Below are 14989 nucleotides of genomic sequence, written 5' to 3' on the forward strand. Positions count from 1 at the left end.
GACCGTTTATCGCTTACCACTCATCATTTATAATTTACTCTACTTCTTCAAAGAATTTTTTTACTTTTTCCATAAGCGACTGCCCGAAGGTCAATTTCGCCTTTCTGTTCTCCTGTCTTTCATTTTCAAAAGAGCGCTGCTCCTGAACGGGTGCTGCCTGCTGAACCGGTTGTACAGTTTCTGTCTGCGCTGAAGCGGTTTCCTGCTTTGGCTGTTCTGTAACAACTTCTATGATTTCATCAGCATTCTGCTTTTTGTCTCTGATCTTTAAACTCTCCATCAGTAATCCGATAGACGTAGCAAATTCAGGGCCTTTCAGGTACTGATTTTTATCGTTGGCAATATATTCATTCGCAAAACCAATTCTGCTGTCAAAACCAGTGGTATAATTGGCCAGCTGACGAAGATGTTTTAAGTTTGAACCACCGCCTGTAAGAACGATTCCAGCAATAAGTTTTTTCTTTTGTTCAAAAGCACCGTAAGCCTTCAGCTCTGTATTGACCATTTCTAACACTTCTTCTACTCTTGCATTGATGATCTGTGCTAAAGTTTTTAAAGAAATCTCTTTGTCTGGTCTGCCGTGAAGCCCCGGAATGGTTACAAAAGTACTATCTTTTTCTAATTCGGGAACAGCCGAACCAAACTTTACTTTAAGTTGTTCCGCATGTTTCTCTATAATGGAACAACCTTCTTTGATATCTTCGGTGATAATTCCGCCTCCGTATGGAATCACACAGGTATGACGGATGATATTATCTTTAAATATCGCAATATCTGTTGTACCACCACCAATGTCAACAATTGCAACACCGGCTTCTTTTTCTTCTTTTGTAAGAACAGCTTCTGAAGATGCCAATGGTTCTAAAGTAAGAGCTTCCATTTCTAATCCGGCTTCACGAACGCATCTTGCAATATTTCTGATGCTGCCCATTTGGCCTACTACAACGTGGAAGTTAGCTTCTAAACGCTTTCCATGCATTCCGACGGGTTCCTGAATTTCACCCTCGGAATCCACTTTATATTCTTGAGGAAGTACGTGGATAATTTCTTCTCCAGGAAGCATGACCAGCTTTTTCACCTGATCTTTTAATGCTTCAATGTCATCGTCTGTAATAAATTTATCAGGATGTTCACGCATAATATAATCGGAGTGCTGCAGAGAACGAATGTGTTTTCCTGCAATACCTACCGTAACTTTGCGGATAGGAACACCAGCACTGGATTGTGCTTCGGATACTGCAGCCTTGATTGAATTGATAGTTTGTGAAATATTATTCACAATCCCTTTATGAACACCAAGACTTTTAGCTTTTCCTACACCGAGAACTTCTATTTTCCCGTGTGCATTCCTTCTTCCGACAATCGCGACTATCTTTGTTGTCCCGATGTCCAGACCTACTGAATACTCTTGATTTTCCATTTTTATATCGATTTGATTTTTTCTACTTTTTCCTTTTTTTCTCTTAAGGATGATCTCCTATTTGTGTATTGAATGTCCTGAGAGGACTTTATTCTATTTTTACTTTAGCCTTTGGCTTGGACAATGCCTTAGCGGTTGATTTTTTCTCTGTTTTTTTCGTCTCTTTTGTATGTGTTTTCTGTTTTGTGCTCTCTTTCGGTTTTGCCTGGGTGGAGCTTGTTTTTTTTGCTTCCGAAGTCTTTGGTTTGGTCTCTGTCTTCTTTGCCGCAGCCATTGGAGTAGGAGCCTTTGCCAGTTCTAGTTTTCCCGCTTTTAAAATACTGTCGTTTTCTTTAAAATAAGGGTTTAAAGTAGTAACAATCTGGTTCTGGTATTTTACAGAAACCATGCTGTACTTCTGTGGATCCTGATATACAAGGTATTTTTCCACAAAGGTTTTAAATCCTTTTACTTTAAAATCAATATTATCCAGATCCCCGATCTCTACGCGGTAATTTCCTTCACTTGTAAGAAGATTGTAGCTTTCTTTGCTTTTTGAAATTCCAATAAAGTATTTCTTACTGAAATCATCCTTATCTATCTTTCCTACCAGCTCTGCCAGTTTTTCATATTCATCCGGCTGTACATCTCCAGTTACCAGCATACATGGATGAGAATACGTTCTTGAGATTGGAAATTCAATTCCTTTTTCATCTACATAAAAGTCTTTTCCGTCCTTATTAAGCCTGAAAACAGGAACTCTCTGCTTGATATCCAGATTCAGTTTTCCGTTCAGGTTCAGATAGACATTGGCACTATCAACTGCCGGAAGAGAATTGATTCTTTTCTCCAGAGAAGGAATATTAAGATCTCCCACTTTTCCTGATGGGTTTTCTTTTTTTACAATCTCCCTGATATCTTTTTCATCAACAAAATAAACAGGGGTTTTCTCACTCATTTTTACAGAAATCTTGTTGTCCGTAATCTGTTGGTGGCTGAATCTCTTCAACGAGAAACTCAGTAACAATCCAAGGATGATTACAGTGACCGCAATTTTTAATATTCTGTATTTATTTTTCATATTTTTTCTTCGTGAGCGCAGCGTTTAAATCAAATTTTCTCTATCCACTCACAGATAGGATCATACAGGGTATCTATATTTCCTGCGCCTACGGTAAGAAGAATATCAAAATCTTTTTCTTTTATTTTTTCAAAAGCATCGGATAATGTTGATACTTCTTTTTCATTTAATGTTACTTTATCCAGCAGCCAGCTTGAGGTAATTCCTTCAAAGTTCTCCTGAAGTTCTCTTGCAGGGTAGATATCAAGCAGGATAAGTTCATCAGACTTACTTAAACTTTCTGCAAATCCGTCCGCGAAATCTCTTGTTCTGCTGAAAAGGTGGGGCTGAAAAACTACCACTAGTTTTTTATCAGGATAAAATGTTCTGATTGAGCCTATTACAGCATTGATTTCTGTAGGGTGGTGGGCATAGTCATCAATATAAATTTTACCGTTTTGATAAATATGTTTGGTATATCTTCTTTTAATTCCTTTAAAGTTGGCAATTGCTTTTTTCAGCGTATCAAAATCTGCGCCTAAATTATGCAGAATTGCCAGTGCTACAGTAGCATTCTCCACATTATGGATTCCCGGAATATCCCAGATGAAATCCTTGATGGTTTCAGTAGGAGTATGGAAGTCAAAATAAATTTTATCATGATCCATACGCAGGTTGTCAGAATAGTAATCTGCGGGCTCATTTACTGCATATGTTTGATGCCCTCTGCCAATTTCTACTCCTTTTCTTACAAAAAGCTGTTTGTCTTGAGGTACTAAAGCGGCAAACTGTCTGAATCCTTCTTCAATATGGCTCTTGTCTCCATAAATATCCAGGTGGTCTGCATCTGTAGACGTTACTACCGCCCAATCCGGAGACAGGTTCAGGAAGCTTCTGTCATATTCATCTGCCTCTACCACAGAATAAGTAGAACCATTGTACAGGAAGTTAGATTTAAAGTTTTCAGAAATTCCTCCTAAAAAGCATGAGAAAGGAAGATCTGCTTCTTTGCACAAATGCGCCACAAGAGTAGATGTTGTTGTCTTTCCATGGGTTCCTGCTATAGCAATACAGTCTGTATTTTCAGTAATTAATCCTAAAACTTTAGCCCGTTTCAATACTTCGAATTGATTTTCATTGAAGTAATCCAATATTCCAAGCGTTTTGATGGCTGGAGTATAGATAACCAATGTATCTTCTTTCTGAAGAGAAGTTATTCTTTCGTCAATAAGGTCTTCAAACACAATATCAATCCCTTCATTCATCAGATTCTGAGTCAATTTTGTATTGGTTTTGTCGTAACCCAATACTTTTTTTCCGGATGCATTGAAATAACGCGCTAATGCACTCATTCCGATACCTCCGATTCCAACGAAGTAAAAAGTTTGATATGTTTGTAAAATGTTCATTTCTTTGTTTTGTATTGTTGTATCATGTACAATGTATTCATGAGTATTGTAATCATTACTACATTATACAATGGTACTTTTTACATTAATTTAAATATCTCGTCTACAATCTCTTTTGCTGCATTTGGCTTGGCAAAATATTTCAGATTGTCAGACATTTCTTTTCTTACACTTTCATTTTCGCAGATTTCTGATAATGTATTCCAGAATTTTTCCTGCATTTCAGAGTCTTTCACCATTTTGGCTGCATTTTTTTCAACCAGATTCATGGCATTTTTAGTTTGGTGGTCTTCCGCTGCAAAAGGGAAGGGTACCAAAAGAACCGGCTTCTGTGCTACAGCCAGCTCTGAAATGGCAATGGCTCCGGCTCTCGAAACGATGATGTCAGCGGCAGAATAAGCCAGTTCCATGTCTTTGATAAATTCAAGGATCTGAATATTTCTGGTGTCTGTATCTTTTGTTTCGTTTATAATGTCTTTATAATCAAGCTTTCCTGTCTGCCAGATCAGCTGATAATCTTTGTTTACAATTTCTTTTAAATGAGATTTCCATGCATTATTCAATGTTCTGGAGCCTAAAGAACCTCCTACAGACAGAATCGTAAGTTTGTCTTTATTCAATCCCATTTTTTCTTTTGCCTGAGCAGTTTCCTGCATTCCTGAAATAATAGTTGAACGAATCGGATTTCCCAGGAATTTTATTTTCTCTTCCGGAAAACCATCTACTTTTGGATAGGCGGTGAAAACGGCTTGAGCTTTCTTGCTTAAAATTTTATTGGTTACCCCCGCATGGGCGTTCTGCTCCTGAATGAAAATCGGGATTCCCATTTTGCTGGCTTCATAAAGAGCAGGTCCGCTGGCAAAACCACCTGTTCCTATGGCAAAATCCGGAGCGAAGTTTTTGATTATCCTTTTAGACTTTGATAAACTTTTCAGAATCTTGAAAGGAAGTCCCAGATTGGATAACAGGTTTCCTCTGTTGATTCCTGCGATATCAATTCCCTCTATTTTGTAGCCTGCCTGAGGAACTTTTTCCATTTCCATTTTTCCGTTGGCACCAATGAACAAAAATTCTGCGTCAGGAAATCTTTTTTTGATCTCATCAGCAATGGCGATAGCCGGGAAGATGTGTCCTCCTGTCCCTCCGCCTGATAATACTATTTTTAGTTTCTTGTCCATTTTAAGCGATATCGTTTATTTCTGCTATACTTTGCTTTTTGCCCATTCCTTCTTCATCATAAATCTGAATCCTTGAGCTTATATTTAAAATAATACCTAACTGTAAATAGGTTACCAGCATTGAGGTTCCTCCGTAACTTATCAAAGGCAGTGGTTGTCCTGTAACCGGAATCAGATTCACTGCAACGGCTATATTTACCGAAAGCTGAATGAAAATCATTACCCCGAGACTGAGGACAAGCAACGATCCGAAAAATGCAGGCATCTTACTGGCAATCATCACGATCCTTATCATCATAATCAGGTATAAACTGATCAGAAAAGCGGCTCCAATCACTCCATATTCTTCTACGATAACCGCGAAGATAAAGTCGGAGGCAGACTGTGGAAGCATTTGTTTCAATGCGCTTTTTCCTGGTCCCATTCCGGTAATTCCGCCATGTACAATGGCTGCTTTGGCCTGCATTACCTGATAGTTCTTTGCTTTTATACTTTCATCATCTACATCGGCTGATTTTGCTTTGCTTGATGTAAATGTTTCTACACGGCTCATCCATGTATGAACACGGTTACCGCCGATCATATTAGTATTCAGAGCTATTAATAAGAATAATACAATGGCTACAAATGAAGCAGAAATAAATCCTGCAATGTATTTCCAGTGAAGCTGCCCTATGACAAGAACCACTACGGAAACCATTAAAATCATTAATGCTGTAGATCCATTATCCTTTGCTACCAATACGAAAACAAGTAAAATTGGCCCGAAAATATACATGATATTCTCTATGGGAAGCCTTTCTCTTGTGATCTTTTTGGTTAAATATCTGCACAGATAAATGATTAGCATTAAAAAGGCAAATGATGAAGGCTGAAAGGAGATTGGTGTTCCAGGGATTTTAAGCCATCTTGAAGCACTGGCTCCGTCAATGGTTTGTCCCGTAAACATAGTAACTACCAGTAAAACAATCATCAGCCCGAGCAAGATACTGCTGAGCTTTCCGATGTATTCATATTTGATAGTTCCTACCAGTCTCATAATGACTAATCCTAAGACTACAAAGAACATGTGTTTGATAACGTGACCCGTTGTAGTCCCGTTATTGACAATATATTCCAGATTCGAACTAGCAGAGTATACAGGGAAAATAGAGAAAATGGAGATCACAAGGATGACCATCCAAAGTACTTTATCGCCCTTTAGAAATTCAAATCTGTTTTCTGTATTCTGTTCGTCCATATGTAATGCTATTGGCTTCTGGCTAATGGCCATTGGCTTTTAATACCTGTTGTTTAAACTGGTGTCCTCTGTCTTCATAACTTTTAAACAAGTCAAAACTTGCGCAGCATGGAGATAATAAGACGGTATCACCTTTTTTAGCCAGTGATTTTGAAATTCTCACGGCTTCTTCCATGCTTGAAGTATCATAAATAACCTCTTTTTTATCTTTAAAGAAATCTATAATCTTCTTGTTGTCAATTCCAAGGCATACAATAGCCTTCACTTTTCTTTTGACTAAATCTTCAATTTCGGTGTAGTCATTTCCTTTATCTAATCCACCAACAATCCATACGGTTGGTGTTTTCATACTTTCCAAAGCATAGTAAGTAGCATTCACGTTGGTTGCCTTGCTGTCATTGATGTATTTTACACTGTCAATTTCAGTTACCAACTCCAGTCTGTGCTCTACAGCCTGGAATGTCATCAGTGAATGTCTGATGCTTTCATTATTGATTTTTAATATTTTACCGGCAATAGATGCTGCTAAGCTGTTGGCTACATTATGATTTCCCAGTAGAGACAATTCATCAACTTTCATTGCGAATTCGTCTTTCATTTTTACCACAATTTCATCTTCATTAATGAAACCTCCTTCCGGTAACTTCTCTTTTGTTGAGAAAGGGATCATTTTGGCCTTTATTTCAAGCTTTTCAAGAAGATTTTTACTCATTTCGTCATCTTTATTGTAGATGAAGAAATTATCATTTTCCTGATTTTCAGTGATTCTGAATTTTGCCAAAGCATATTCTTCATAGTTGTAATTGTACTGATCCAGGTGGTCCTTAGACAGATTCAACAATAAAGAAATATAAGGTCTGAAATTCTGAATATCATCCAACTGGAAAGAGCTTACCTCCAATACATAATATTCATGGTTTTCATCAGCAACCTGCTTGGCAAAGCTGTAGCCGATATTTCCACCCAAACCTACATTCAATCCGTCATTTTTCAGGATATAATAGATCAGGGAAGTCGTGGTTGTTTTTCCGTTGCTTCCTGTAATGGCGATGATCTTTGCGTCTGTAAATTCAGAAGCAAATTCAATTTCAGAGGAAAGTCTGATTCCTTTTTCATGAATTTTATAAATGATCTCCGCTTTTTTCGGAATTCCCGGGCTTTTTACGATCCAGTCAGCATTTAAAATCCTTTCTTCATCGTGATTTCCTTCTTCAAATTCAATTTCATTGTCGGTAAGAAACTGCTTATAGTTATCCTTAATGGCTCCTTTATCTGAAAGAAATACTTCCAGACCTTTCTTTTTAGCCAAATAAGCAGCGCCGCATCCGCTTTCTCCACCTCCTAAAACAACTATTTTCATATTATTTTGATTTAATGATTAAAAGATTTAATGATTAAAAAAATTATTTAATGTTTCAATCTTTTAATTTTTAAATTGGTTTTTATCTCATTTTTAATGTGATCAGACATACAATAGCCACTATTACACCGATGATGATCATTCTGTTCACGATTTTACTTTCGTGGAACCCTTCTTTCTGATAATGGTGGTGTAGTGGTGACATCTTGAATAGTCTATTGTTTTGGGCATATTCCAGCCCGTATTTTCTTTTTCTGTATTTGAAAACAACTACCTGAAGCATTACAGACAGGTTTTCAATTAAGAAGATTCCGCATAATACAGGAATCAGCAATTCTTTTCTTAAAATAATGGCTAAAACGGCAATCACTCCTCCCAGCATCAAACTTCCGGTATCTCCCATGAAAACCTGTGCAGGATAGGTATTGTACCAAAAGAATCCGATTACTGCACCTACCATTGCCACTGCAAAAATGGTGGTTTCTCCCATATTCGGAAGGAACATGATATTGAGATAGTCTGCAAAGATGATGTTCCCGGAAAGATAAGCGAAAAGAGCCAGCGAGAGCAGTATAATGGCACTTGTGCCTGCTGCCAGACCATCAATTCCATCTGTAATATTAGCCCCGTTTGAAACAGCGGTTACAATGAAGATCACAATAGGAATAAAGACAATCCATGCCCACTCATGGGCATCTTTATCATTCATCCAAAACAAAATTCCGCTATAATCGAACTCATTGTTCTTTGCAAAAGGAACAGTAGAAACAGTAATTTTTTCCGTAGGCATAAAGTTTTGCTCTACATTGTTTCTGTTGACCACTTTAGCATCAGCATACTTTCTTTTAACGGTGATATCCGGGTGGAAATACATTGTAATTCCGACAATTAGGCCCAAACCGACTTGTCCTACAATTTTGAATTTGCCACTTAATCCGTCTTTATTTTTTTTGATTTTCTTTAAATAATCATCAAGGAAACCAATAGCACCCATCCAAAACATTGAAACCAGTAACAGTACAATATACACATTGGTAATTCTTGTAAACAGCAATACAGGAATGATGGTTGCCAAAATAATGATAAGCCCTCCCATAGTAGGAGTTCCTTCTTTTTGTTTTTGACCATCCAATCCAAGATCACGTACCAATTCTCCCATTTGTTTTGTTCTCAGATAATTGATTACTCTTTTTCCGTAGACAAGAGCAATAATCAGGGAGAATAATACGGACATTCCGGCACGGAAGGAAATGTATTTCAACAATCCTAATCCCGGAACATGGATTCCATGGTTGGTCAGATATTCGTATAGATAGTATAGCATGTTTCTGTTTTTTTATTATTTAAAAATTTAATTTATTTAAAGATTTAAAGATTGGGTCTCTCAATATTTTCACTTAAATATTTAATAAAGTTTGATATGTTTGAAGAAACTTCTCTTGAAAGGGTGATAATTTCTTCAGCTTTATTTTCGTCACCTAATTTTAATCTTTTACTTACAATCAGCATACTTTTTACTTCTGCACAGCTGCCTTTTGCAATTTTTAAATATCTAATAAATTGTCTGTTATTATTATATTCTGAGCCTTCTGCAATATTATTGCTAATTGAAAAGCTCGCTCTTTTTATCTGGTTATTAAATTCAAATTCTTTTTGAAAGCTTTGATTTTGAATAAACTCATACACTTTTTCAATAAGATCTAAACTTTTGATATATACAGGAAAGTTTTCAAAATTCTTCGCCATCATCAAATTTTTAAATCATTAAATGAGTTTAATCTTTCAATCTATTTGGACATTAATTTCCAAAGCTCATTAATTACTTCTTTGTCATCAAAATGATGTTTTACACCATTTATCTCCTGATAGGTTTCGTGGCCTTTTCCGGCAACCAAAACGATATCTTTAGGTTCTGCAAATTTTATGGCCATCTTTATGGCTTCTCTTCTGTCCGGAATTGAAGTGTATTTGCTGAAGTTTTGAGGTTCAATACCTGCTTCAATTTCTTTGATGATCTGCGTAGGATCTTCTGTTCTCGGATTATCTGAAGTGATGATTGCCAATGTTGATTTTTTAGAGGCAATATTTCCCATTTCAGGTCTTTTGGAGTGATCTCTGTCTCCTCCGCAACCAAATACGGTGATTAATCTTTCATTTTTGGTTCTGATATCGTTGATGCTGTCCAGAATGTTTTCCAATGCATCCGGAGTGTGTGCATAATCTACGATAAAGAAAATTCCGCCATCGGATTTGAAGGTTTCAAATCTTCCGGAAACTCTTTTTAATTTGCTGACTGCCTGAAGAATTTCATCCTGCTCAAAACCAAGCTCTTCAGCTATTCCGAATACAAGCAGCAAATTGTATACATTGAATTTTCCGGTGAGTGTCGTCCAGAATTCTTTTCCGTTGAAGTTCAACAGCATGCCGTTGAAATCTACTTCCAATAATTTTCCGTGATAATCTGCCATGGTTTTCAGAGCGTAAGACTTCTTTTTGGCCTTAGTATTCTGAAGCATGACATTACCATTCTTGTCATCTATATTGGTGATGGCAATGGCTGTATCTTCTAGTCCGTCAAAGAATCTTTTCTTTGTTTTTAAATATTCTTCGAAGGTTTTATGATAGTCTAAATGATCGTGAGTAAGGTTGGTGAAACCTGCTATTTTGAAGTGTAGTCCTTCAATTCTGTTTTGAGCGATTCCGTGTGAGCTTACTTCCATGAAAGCAAATTCACATCCTTTTTCTACCGCTTCAGCTAAAATCCTATTGATTGTAATCACATCAGGAGTAGTATGGGTAGCTGGAATGATTTCTTCTCCGATTCTGATTTCAACAGTGGAAAGCAAAGCAGATTCATAGCCCAGGTTTTTGAAAACATCAAAAAGAAGGGTAGAAACGGACGTTTTTCCATTCGTTCCAGTAACTCCTATCAGCTTTAATTTCTGGGAAGGATTTCCGTAGAAATTAGAAGCAAGGTGGCCCAGAGCTTTAGATGCATCTTTTACCTGAACATAGGTTATATTTTCAACCAATGTTTCTGGAAATTCTTCGCAAACGATTGCTGTAGCACCTTTTTCAATAGCAGAAGCAATGAATGAGTGACCATCCACCACGGTTCCCCTCATTGCAATATAAAGAGCATTTTCCGTAACCTTTCTGCTGTCGATTACCAATTCCGTAACCTCACGGTTGTTATCACCGTGAATTTCCAGTACTGGGATTCTGTTTACTAATTCTGTTATAATCATTTTTATCAATAAGGCTTTGCCTTATTTTGGTTTAAATTGTCCTTGCGGGACTTGTTTTTAATTTTGCAGAGACAAATAAATTCTCTGGTTCTTACTGATCGTTGTACCTTCCAGAGGGAACTGTTCTTTAATTCTTCCCACTCCTTTATAGTCGACACGGTATCCTAAGTTTTCCAATTGCGGAATAATATTCTTACCAATTAATCCTACTACATTAGGCATTTGCTTATCATTCACTGCTATTTTTACATTGGGTTCTACCATTTTACTCAGGTTTACCTTTTTGTCTACAAGCATTTCTTTTTCAATATTCTGAGGCGTTTTCAGGAATGTTTTACCTGCTATTTCCTTAAACACCGGTGCTGAAACAGGTCCTCCATAAAATCCTATTGATGTATTGGGTTCACTTATCATTACATAACAGGTGTATTTTGGTGCGTCTGCAGGATAAAATCCGGCGAATGATGCTCTGTATTTCATAGGACCAGGCAGCCAGTATTCAAATCTTGCGGTTCCGGTTTTACCTGCCATTTTAAGATTCGGGGTAAAAATGCTTCGTCCTGTTCCTTTTTCTACGGCTTTGGTTAAAGCACTGGTCATCATTTTGATAGCCTTTTCTGATGCCATTTTGTTTACCATTACCTCAGGTTTCGCGCCATATATTACCTTTCCGTCTTTCATGATTTTATCAATGAATAAAGGCTTAAGCATCTTACCACCATTAGCAATTCCGTTATAGAAAGTAGTCAATTGAAGCAGGTTGATATTGGAAGAGTATCCGTAAGAAATAGAAGCCAGCGTTGCGGCATTCCATCTCTTATTCTGTGGAGTTACGATTTTCGGTTTTGTAATTCCCGGGAGTTCGATATCCATTTTGTCGAATAATTTCCAACGTTTCAGGTGATCAAGGAAAATCTGTGGCTTCTCTGCATAATATTTTGTAATCAGCTTTGAAGTTCCTACGTTACTGGACTTCGCCAAAACGTCACTGATATCATAAGTTCCTCCGCCGTGGCCGTCAGAAATTCTCTGTTTGGCATATACCCAGACACCGTTTCCTACATTTACGGTTGTGTTTTCATCAATGAAACCGTCATCCATTGCTGCTAAAAGCGAAATGGTTTTAAAAGTGGATCCCGGCTCAATATTATCTTTTAGGGCGTAGTTGTAAGCGTCTTCATAATCTCCTGACTCTGTTCTTCTTAAGTTGACAAGAGCCCGTACTTTTCCTGTTTCAACCTCCATCACAATTACGGTGCCGTGTTTTGCCTCGAAATGGATCAGTTGTTTCTCCAGAGCAGAGTGTGCAATGTCTTGAATTCTAAGGTCTAAGGTGGTGTAAACATCTTCTCCATCTACCGGTTCTTTAACTTTCCAGAAGTCGATTGGTTTCCATTGTGAAGAATTGATTCTCTGCTCAAGTCTTTTTCCGTCTGTTCCAGTTAAATATTTTGAGAAAGCACCTTCCAGTCCGGACTTAAGCTCACCATTATCCATACCAATGGTTCCGGCTCCGATTTCTGATGTGGCCAATTCTCTTTTATAGTTTCGGTCAACAATAAATCCCCCTTTGTTTTTTCCTCTTTTGAAGATCGGGAACTTTCTGATTCTGTCGTATTGGTCAAAATCAAGGCCTTTTGCCAAAGTGTAGTATTGGTTTTTCTTTTTCTTCTGTTCGTCAAACTTCTGTCTGAATTCTCCTCTGGATTTTCCGAACATTTTGCTCAAAGAATCAGTCAACGCTCCGATGTTGTTGGAGTACACCGTATCTTTCATCGTTTTGAAGTCAAGATAGATGTCATACCGCATTACTGTGGTGGCGAGAATAGAGCCATCAGACGCAAAAAGGTTACCACGGGCAGCCTTTAAAGTAGCTTCGCGATAGTTTTTATTAATGTAATCGTCTTTGATTTCCTGAACATTCGTATTCTGAAGAATTACAATCCTTGCCAAGAACATTACAAACACGCACAAAGCTACCACTGCAAAGAGGTAGCCCCATCGTAACGTTTTCTTACGTTTGTTATCGTATTCATTTTGCTTTTGCATCTGTACTGTCCAGTTTTATTAGCAATTTGTGAGGGTGGTTTTCCAGGGTCATTAATGAGTCCCGGGCGACCTCTTTCCCCAGTTCTGATTCCATTTTTACTTTGATCAGCTTACTCTGGGCGTAAGCATTTCGTGATTTGTATTCTTCTGTTTCCTCCTTTAAGGTGTTGACTATTTTAATTTTCTTATTGACGAGATGGTTGGTATAAATCATGGCCATCATCAATATAAACAACAGGAGAAAATACTTGTAATGTATTTTGATCTCATCACGATTCAGAAAGTTTCCTTTTATAATATCTATAAAAGTGAGTCTTTTCTGGGGGCGATTTGTTGTTCTTTTTGCCAAAGCTTTATTTATAATTAATGATAAAAGATAATTGATATCGCTTATCACTTATGATTGATCATTTATACTTTTATTCCTGTTCTCATTTTGGCACTTCTTGCTCTTGAGTTTTCTTCGATTTCCTGATTGTCAGGAATGATCGCTTTACTCTTTATCAATTCGAATACCTTTTTATAATTTCCGTAGATATCTCTTTGCGGTTCTCCCTCGAACATTCCGTTTTTCAGGAATCTTTTTACCAAACGGTCTTCTAAAGAGTGGTAAGAAATAACGACTAATCTTCCTTCCGGTTTTAAAACATTGTAAGCCTGAACGAGCATTTCTTTTAATGCTTCAAGCTCCTGATTAACCTCAATTCTTATCGCCTGAAAAAGCTGGGCATAAAATTTATTTACCTTATGAGGCGGAATGTAGCTGAAAAGCTTTTTCAAATCCTCAGTAGTATCTATACTTTTTGTCTTTCTGTGATGAACAATTTCTCTAGCCAGCTTTCTCGCTTCTCTTAATTCTCCATAGTGATAGAAAATGTCTGCAAGTTCGCTTTCTTCATATTCATTGATCACTCTTTTGGCATCAAGGTTCTGCATTACATTCATCCTCATATCCAAAGGAGCGTTGCTTCTTGTGGAGAAACCTCTGTCTGCTTCATCAAACTGGTGTGAAGAAACACCCAGGTCGGCCAAAACACCATCTACCTGAGGAGCTCCGTACATCAATAATGAGTTTTCCAGAAATCTGAAATTCTGATTAACTAATGTAAATCTAGGATCATCAATTGTATTTTTAAGTGCATCCAGATCCTGGTCAAAGCTGAACAATCTTCCTTTGTCAGAAAGTCTGCTCAAAATCTCCCTGGAGTGGCCTCCGCCTCCAAAGGTGCAGTCCACATATATTCCGTCAGGATTCGTCACCAAATCATCTACACTCTGCTTCAACAAAACGGGGTTATGATACATGCTTAATTGTGTTTTTTATTTAATAATAATCAATTAATAACCTACAGTTATTCTTCATCGAAAGAGCCCATCACATCTTCAGCAAGACTTGCAAAATCAGTTTCGTTGGTTGAGATGACCTTTTCATAGGCTTCTTTATCCCAAATTTCGAAGAGCTCTCCCGCGCTGGTAATCACAATATCTTTGTGAAGATTTGCGAAATTCGTCAGGTCTTTAGAGATCTGTAATCTTCCCGCATTATCCAATTCTACTGTCTTTACTCCTGCCGTAAACATTCGTATGAAATCAGCATTCTTTTTTATGAACCTGTTCAGTTTATTAATTTTGCCCATCAGTTTGTCCCATGCGTTCATAGGATAGACTTCCAGACAAGGTTGGAACACAGATCTTTTGACTACAAACGCCTTATCGTCGAAGTCTTCCATCTGCTTAATTAAAGATGAAGGAACTTTTAAGCGGCCTTTATCGTCAATTTTACACTCATATGTTCCAATGAAATTTTTCATTTGGGACAAATTTATATAATAATTTCCAAAATTTCCCACTTTTTCCCACTTTTTGACTCAATGTTAATAAGTTTTATTAGAGATTGAATTTCGATAATGTAAAATACTGATATAAAGGAGGTTGCTGGAAGTGTTATTTAGCCCATAATAAAGCGATTTTGAAAAAAAAAGTTAAAAAGGAGAATATTATATTATTTTTATCTTAAATTAGGATAATCAAAATTTTTTTGAGGTT

General features: G+C 37.2%; 13 protein-coding genes. All 13 read right to left on the minus strand.

Features of this window, described 5'->3' with window-relative positions; all coding sequences use genetic code 11:
- Positions 1–34: 34 nt before the first annotated feature.
- Complete coding sequence (ftsA, locus tag GFU89_RS14240) at positions 35–1420, minus strand: cell division protein FtsA (RefSeq protein WP_318847754.1); 1386 nt, start codon at positions 1418–1420, stop codon at positions 35–37.
- A gap of 88 nt (positions 1421–1508) precedes the next feature.
- Complete coding sequence (locus GFU89_RS14245; protein WP_318847755.1) at positions 1509–2480, minus strand: cell division protein FtsQ; 972 nt, start codon at positions 2478–2480, stop codon at positions 1509–1511.
- 29 nt (positions 2481–2509) lie between these two features.
- Positions 2510–3868 (minus strand): UDP-N-acetylmuramate--L-alanine ligase, encoded by a 1359-nt coding sequence (gene murC, locus GFU89_RS14250; protein WP_318847756.1) that lies wholly within the window; start codon positions 3866–3868, stop codon positions 2510–2512.
- Between the two features lie 80 nt (positions 3869–3948).
- Entirely contained in the window at positions 3949–5046 is a 1098-nt protein-coding gene (gene murG / locus GFU89_RS14255; RefSeq protein ID WP_318847757.1) for an undecaprenyldiphospho-muramoylpentapeptide beta-N-acetylglucosaminyltransferase, read from the minus strand.
- A 1-nt stretch (position 5047) separates the two neighbouring features.
- A complete protein-coding gene (locus tag GFU89_RS14260) occupies positions 5048–6286 on the minus strand; it encodes an FtsW/RodA/SpoVE family cell cycle protein (RefSeq protein ID WP_318847758.1) in 1239 nt (412 codons plus the stop codon).
- Positions 6287–6308: 22 nt separating this feature from the next.
- Positions 6309–7646: a UDP-N-acetylmuramoyl-L-alanine--D-glutamate ligase gene (gene murD / locus GFU89_RS14265; RefSeq protein WP_318847759.1), complete on the minus strand. Its 1338-nt coding sequence runs from the start codon at positions 7644–7646 to the stop codon at positions 6309–6311.
- A gap of 82 nt (positions 7647–7728) precedes the next feature.
- Positions 7729–8970: a phospho-N-acetylmuramoyl-pentapeptide-transferase gene (mraY, locus tag GFU89_RS14270; protein ID WP_318847760.1), complete on the minus strand. Its 1242-nt coding sequence runs from the start codon at positions 8968–8970 to the stop codon at positions 7729–7731.
- Positions 8971–9014: 44 nt separating this feature from the next.
- Entirely contained in the window at positions 9015–9395 is a 381-nt protein-coding gene (locus GFU89_RS14275; RefSeq protein ID WP_318847761.1) for a four helix bundle protein, read from the minus strand.
- Between the two features lie 38 nt (positions 9396–9433).
- Positions 9434–10894 carry a UDP-N-acetylmuramoyl-L-alanyl-D-glutamate--2,6-diaminopimelate ligase gene (locus GFU89_RS14280; RefSeq protein ID WP_318847762.1) on the minus strand — a complete coding sequence of 487 codons (1461 nt, stop codon included), beginning with the start codon at positions 10892–10894 and terminating at the stop codon, positions 9434–9436.
- Positions 10895–10951: 57 nt separating this feature from the next.
- Positions 10952–12943 carry a penicillin-binding transpeptidase domain-containing protein gene (locus GFU89_RS14285; protein ID WP_318847763.1) on the minus strand — a complete coding sequence of 664 codons (1992 nt, stop codon included), beginning with the start codon at positions 12941–12943 and terminating at the stop codon, positions 10952–10954.
- Positions 12927–13292 carry an FtsL-like putative cell division protein gene (locus GFU89_RS14290; RefSeq protein WP_318847764.1) on the minus strand — a complete coding sequence of 122 codons (366 nt, stop codon included), beginning with the start codon at positions 13290–13292 and terminating at the stop codon, positions 12927–12929. The genes GFU89_RS14285 and GFU89_RS14290 overlap by 17 nt, the downstream gene beginning before the upstream one ends.
- Before the next feature lie 62 nt (positions 13293–13354).
- Positions 13355–14248: a 16S rRNA (cytosine(1402)-N(4))-methyltransferase RsmH gene (rsmH, locus tag GFU89_RS14295; protein WP_318847765.1), complete on the minus strand. Its 894-nt coding sequence runs from the start codon at positions 14246–14248 to the stop codon at positions 13355–13357.
- 47 nt (positions 14249–14295) lie between these two features.
- Complete coding sequence (mraZ, locus tag GFU89_RS14300) at positions 14296–14754, minus strand: division/cell wall cluster transcriptional repressor MraZ (RefSeq protein ID WP_318847766.1); 459 nt, start codon at positions 14752–14754, stop codon at positions 14296–14298.
- Between the last annotated feature and the right edge of the window lie 235 nt (positions 14755–14989).

The organism is Chryseobacterium sp. JV558, assembly GCF_033712365.1.
GTDB lineage: Bacteria > Bacteroidota > Bacteroidia > Flavobacteriales > Weeksellaceae > Chryseobacterium.

Excerpts from the sequence above, each read along its gene's own strand:
- ftsA (WP_318847754.1), bottom strand. The coding sequence starts at position 1,420 with ATGGAAAATCAAGAGTATTCAGTAGGTCTGGACATCGGGACAACAAAG.
- GFU89_RS14245 (WP_318847755.1), bottom strand. The coding sequence starts at position 2,480 with ATGAAAAATAAATACAGAATATTAAAAATTGCGGTCACTGTAATCATC.
- murC (WP_318847756.1), bottom strand. The coding sequence starts at position 3,868 with ATGAACATTTTACAAACATATCAAACTTTTTACTTCGTTGGAATCGGA.
- murG (WP_318847757.1), bottom strand. The coding sequence starts at position 5,046 with ATGGACAAGAAACTAAAAATAGTATTATCAGGCGGAGGGACAGGAGGA.
- GFU89_RS14260 (WP_318847758.1), bottom strand. The coding sequence starts at position 6,286 with ATGGACGAACAGAATACAGAAAACAGATTTGAATTTCTAAAGGGCGAT.
- murD (WP_318847759.1), bottom strand. The coding sequence starts at position 7,646 with ATGAAAATAGTTGTTTTAGGAGGTGGAGAAAGCGGATGCGGCGCTGCT.
- mraY (WP_318847760.1), bottom strand. The coding sequence starts at position 8,970 with ATGCTATACTATCTATACGAATATCTGACCAACCATGGAATCCATGTT.
- GFU89_RS14275 (WP_318847761.1), bottom strand. The coding sequence starts at position 9,395 with ATGATGGCGAAGAATTTTGAAAACTTTCCTGTATATATCAAAAGTTTA.
- GFU89_RS14280 (WP_318847762.1), bottom strand. The coding sequence starts at position 10,894 with ATGATTATAACAGAATTAGTAAACAGAATCCCAGTACTGGAAATTCAC.
- GFU89_RS14285 (WP_318847763.1), bottom strand. The coding sequence starts at position 12,943 with ATGCAAAAGCAAAATGAATACGATAACAAACGTAAGAAAACGTTACGA.
- rsmH (WP_318847765.1), bottom strand. The coding sequence starts at position 14,248 with ATGTATCATAACCCCGTTTTGTTGAAGCAGAGTGTAGATGATTTGGTG.
- mraZ (WP_318847766.1), bottom strand. The coding sequence starts at position 14,754 with ATGAAAAATTTCATTGGAACATATGAGTGTAAAATTGACGATAAAGGC.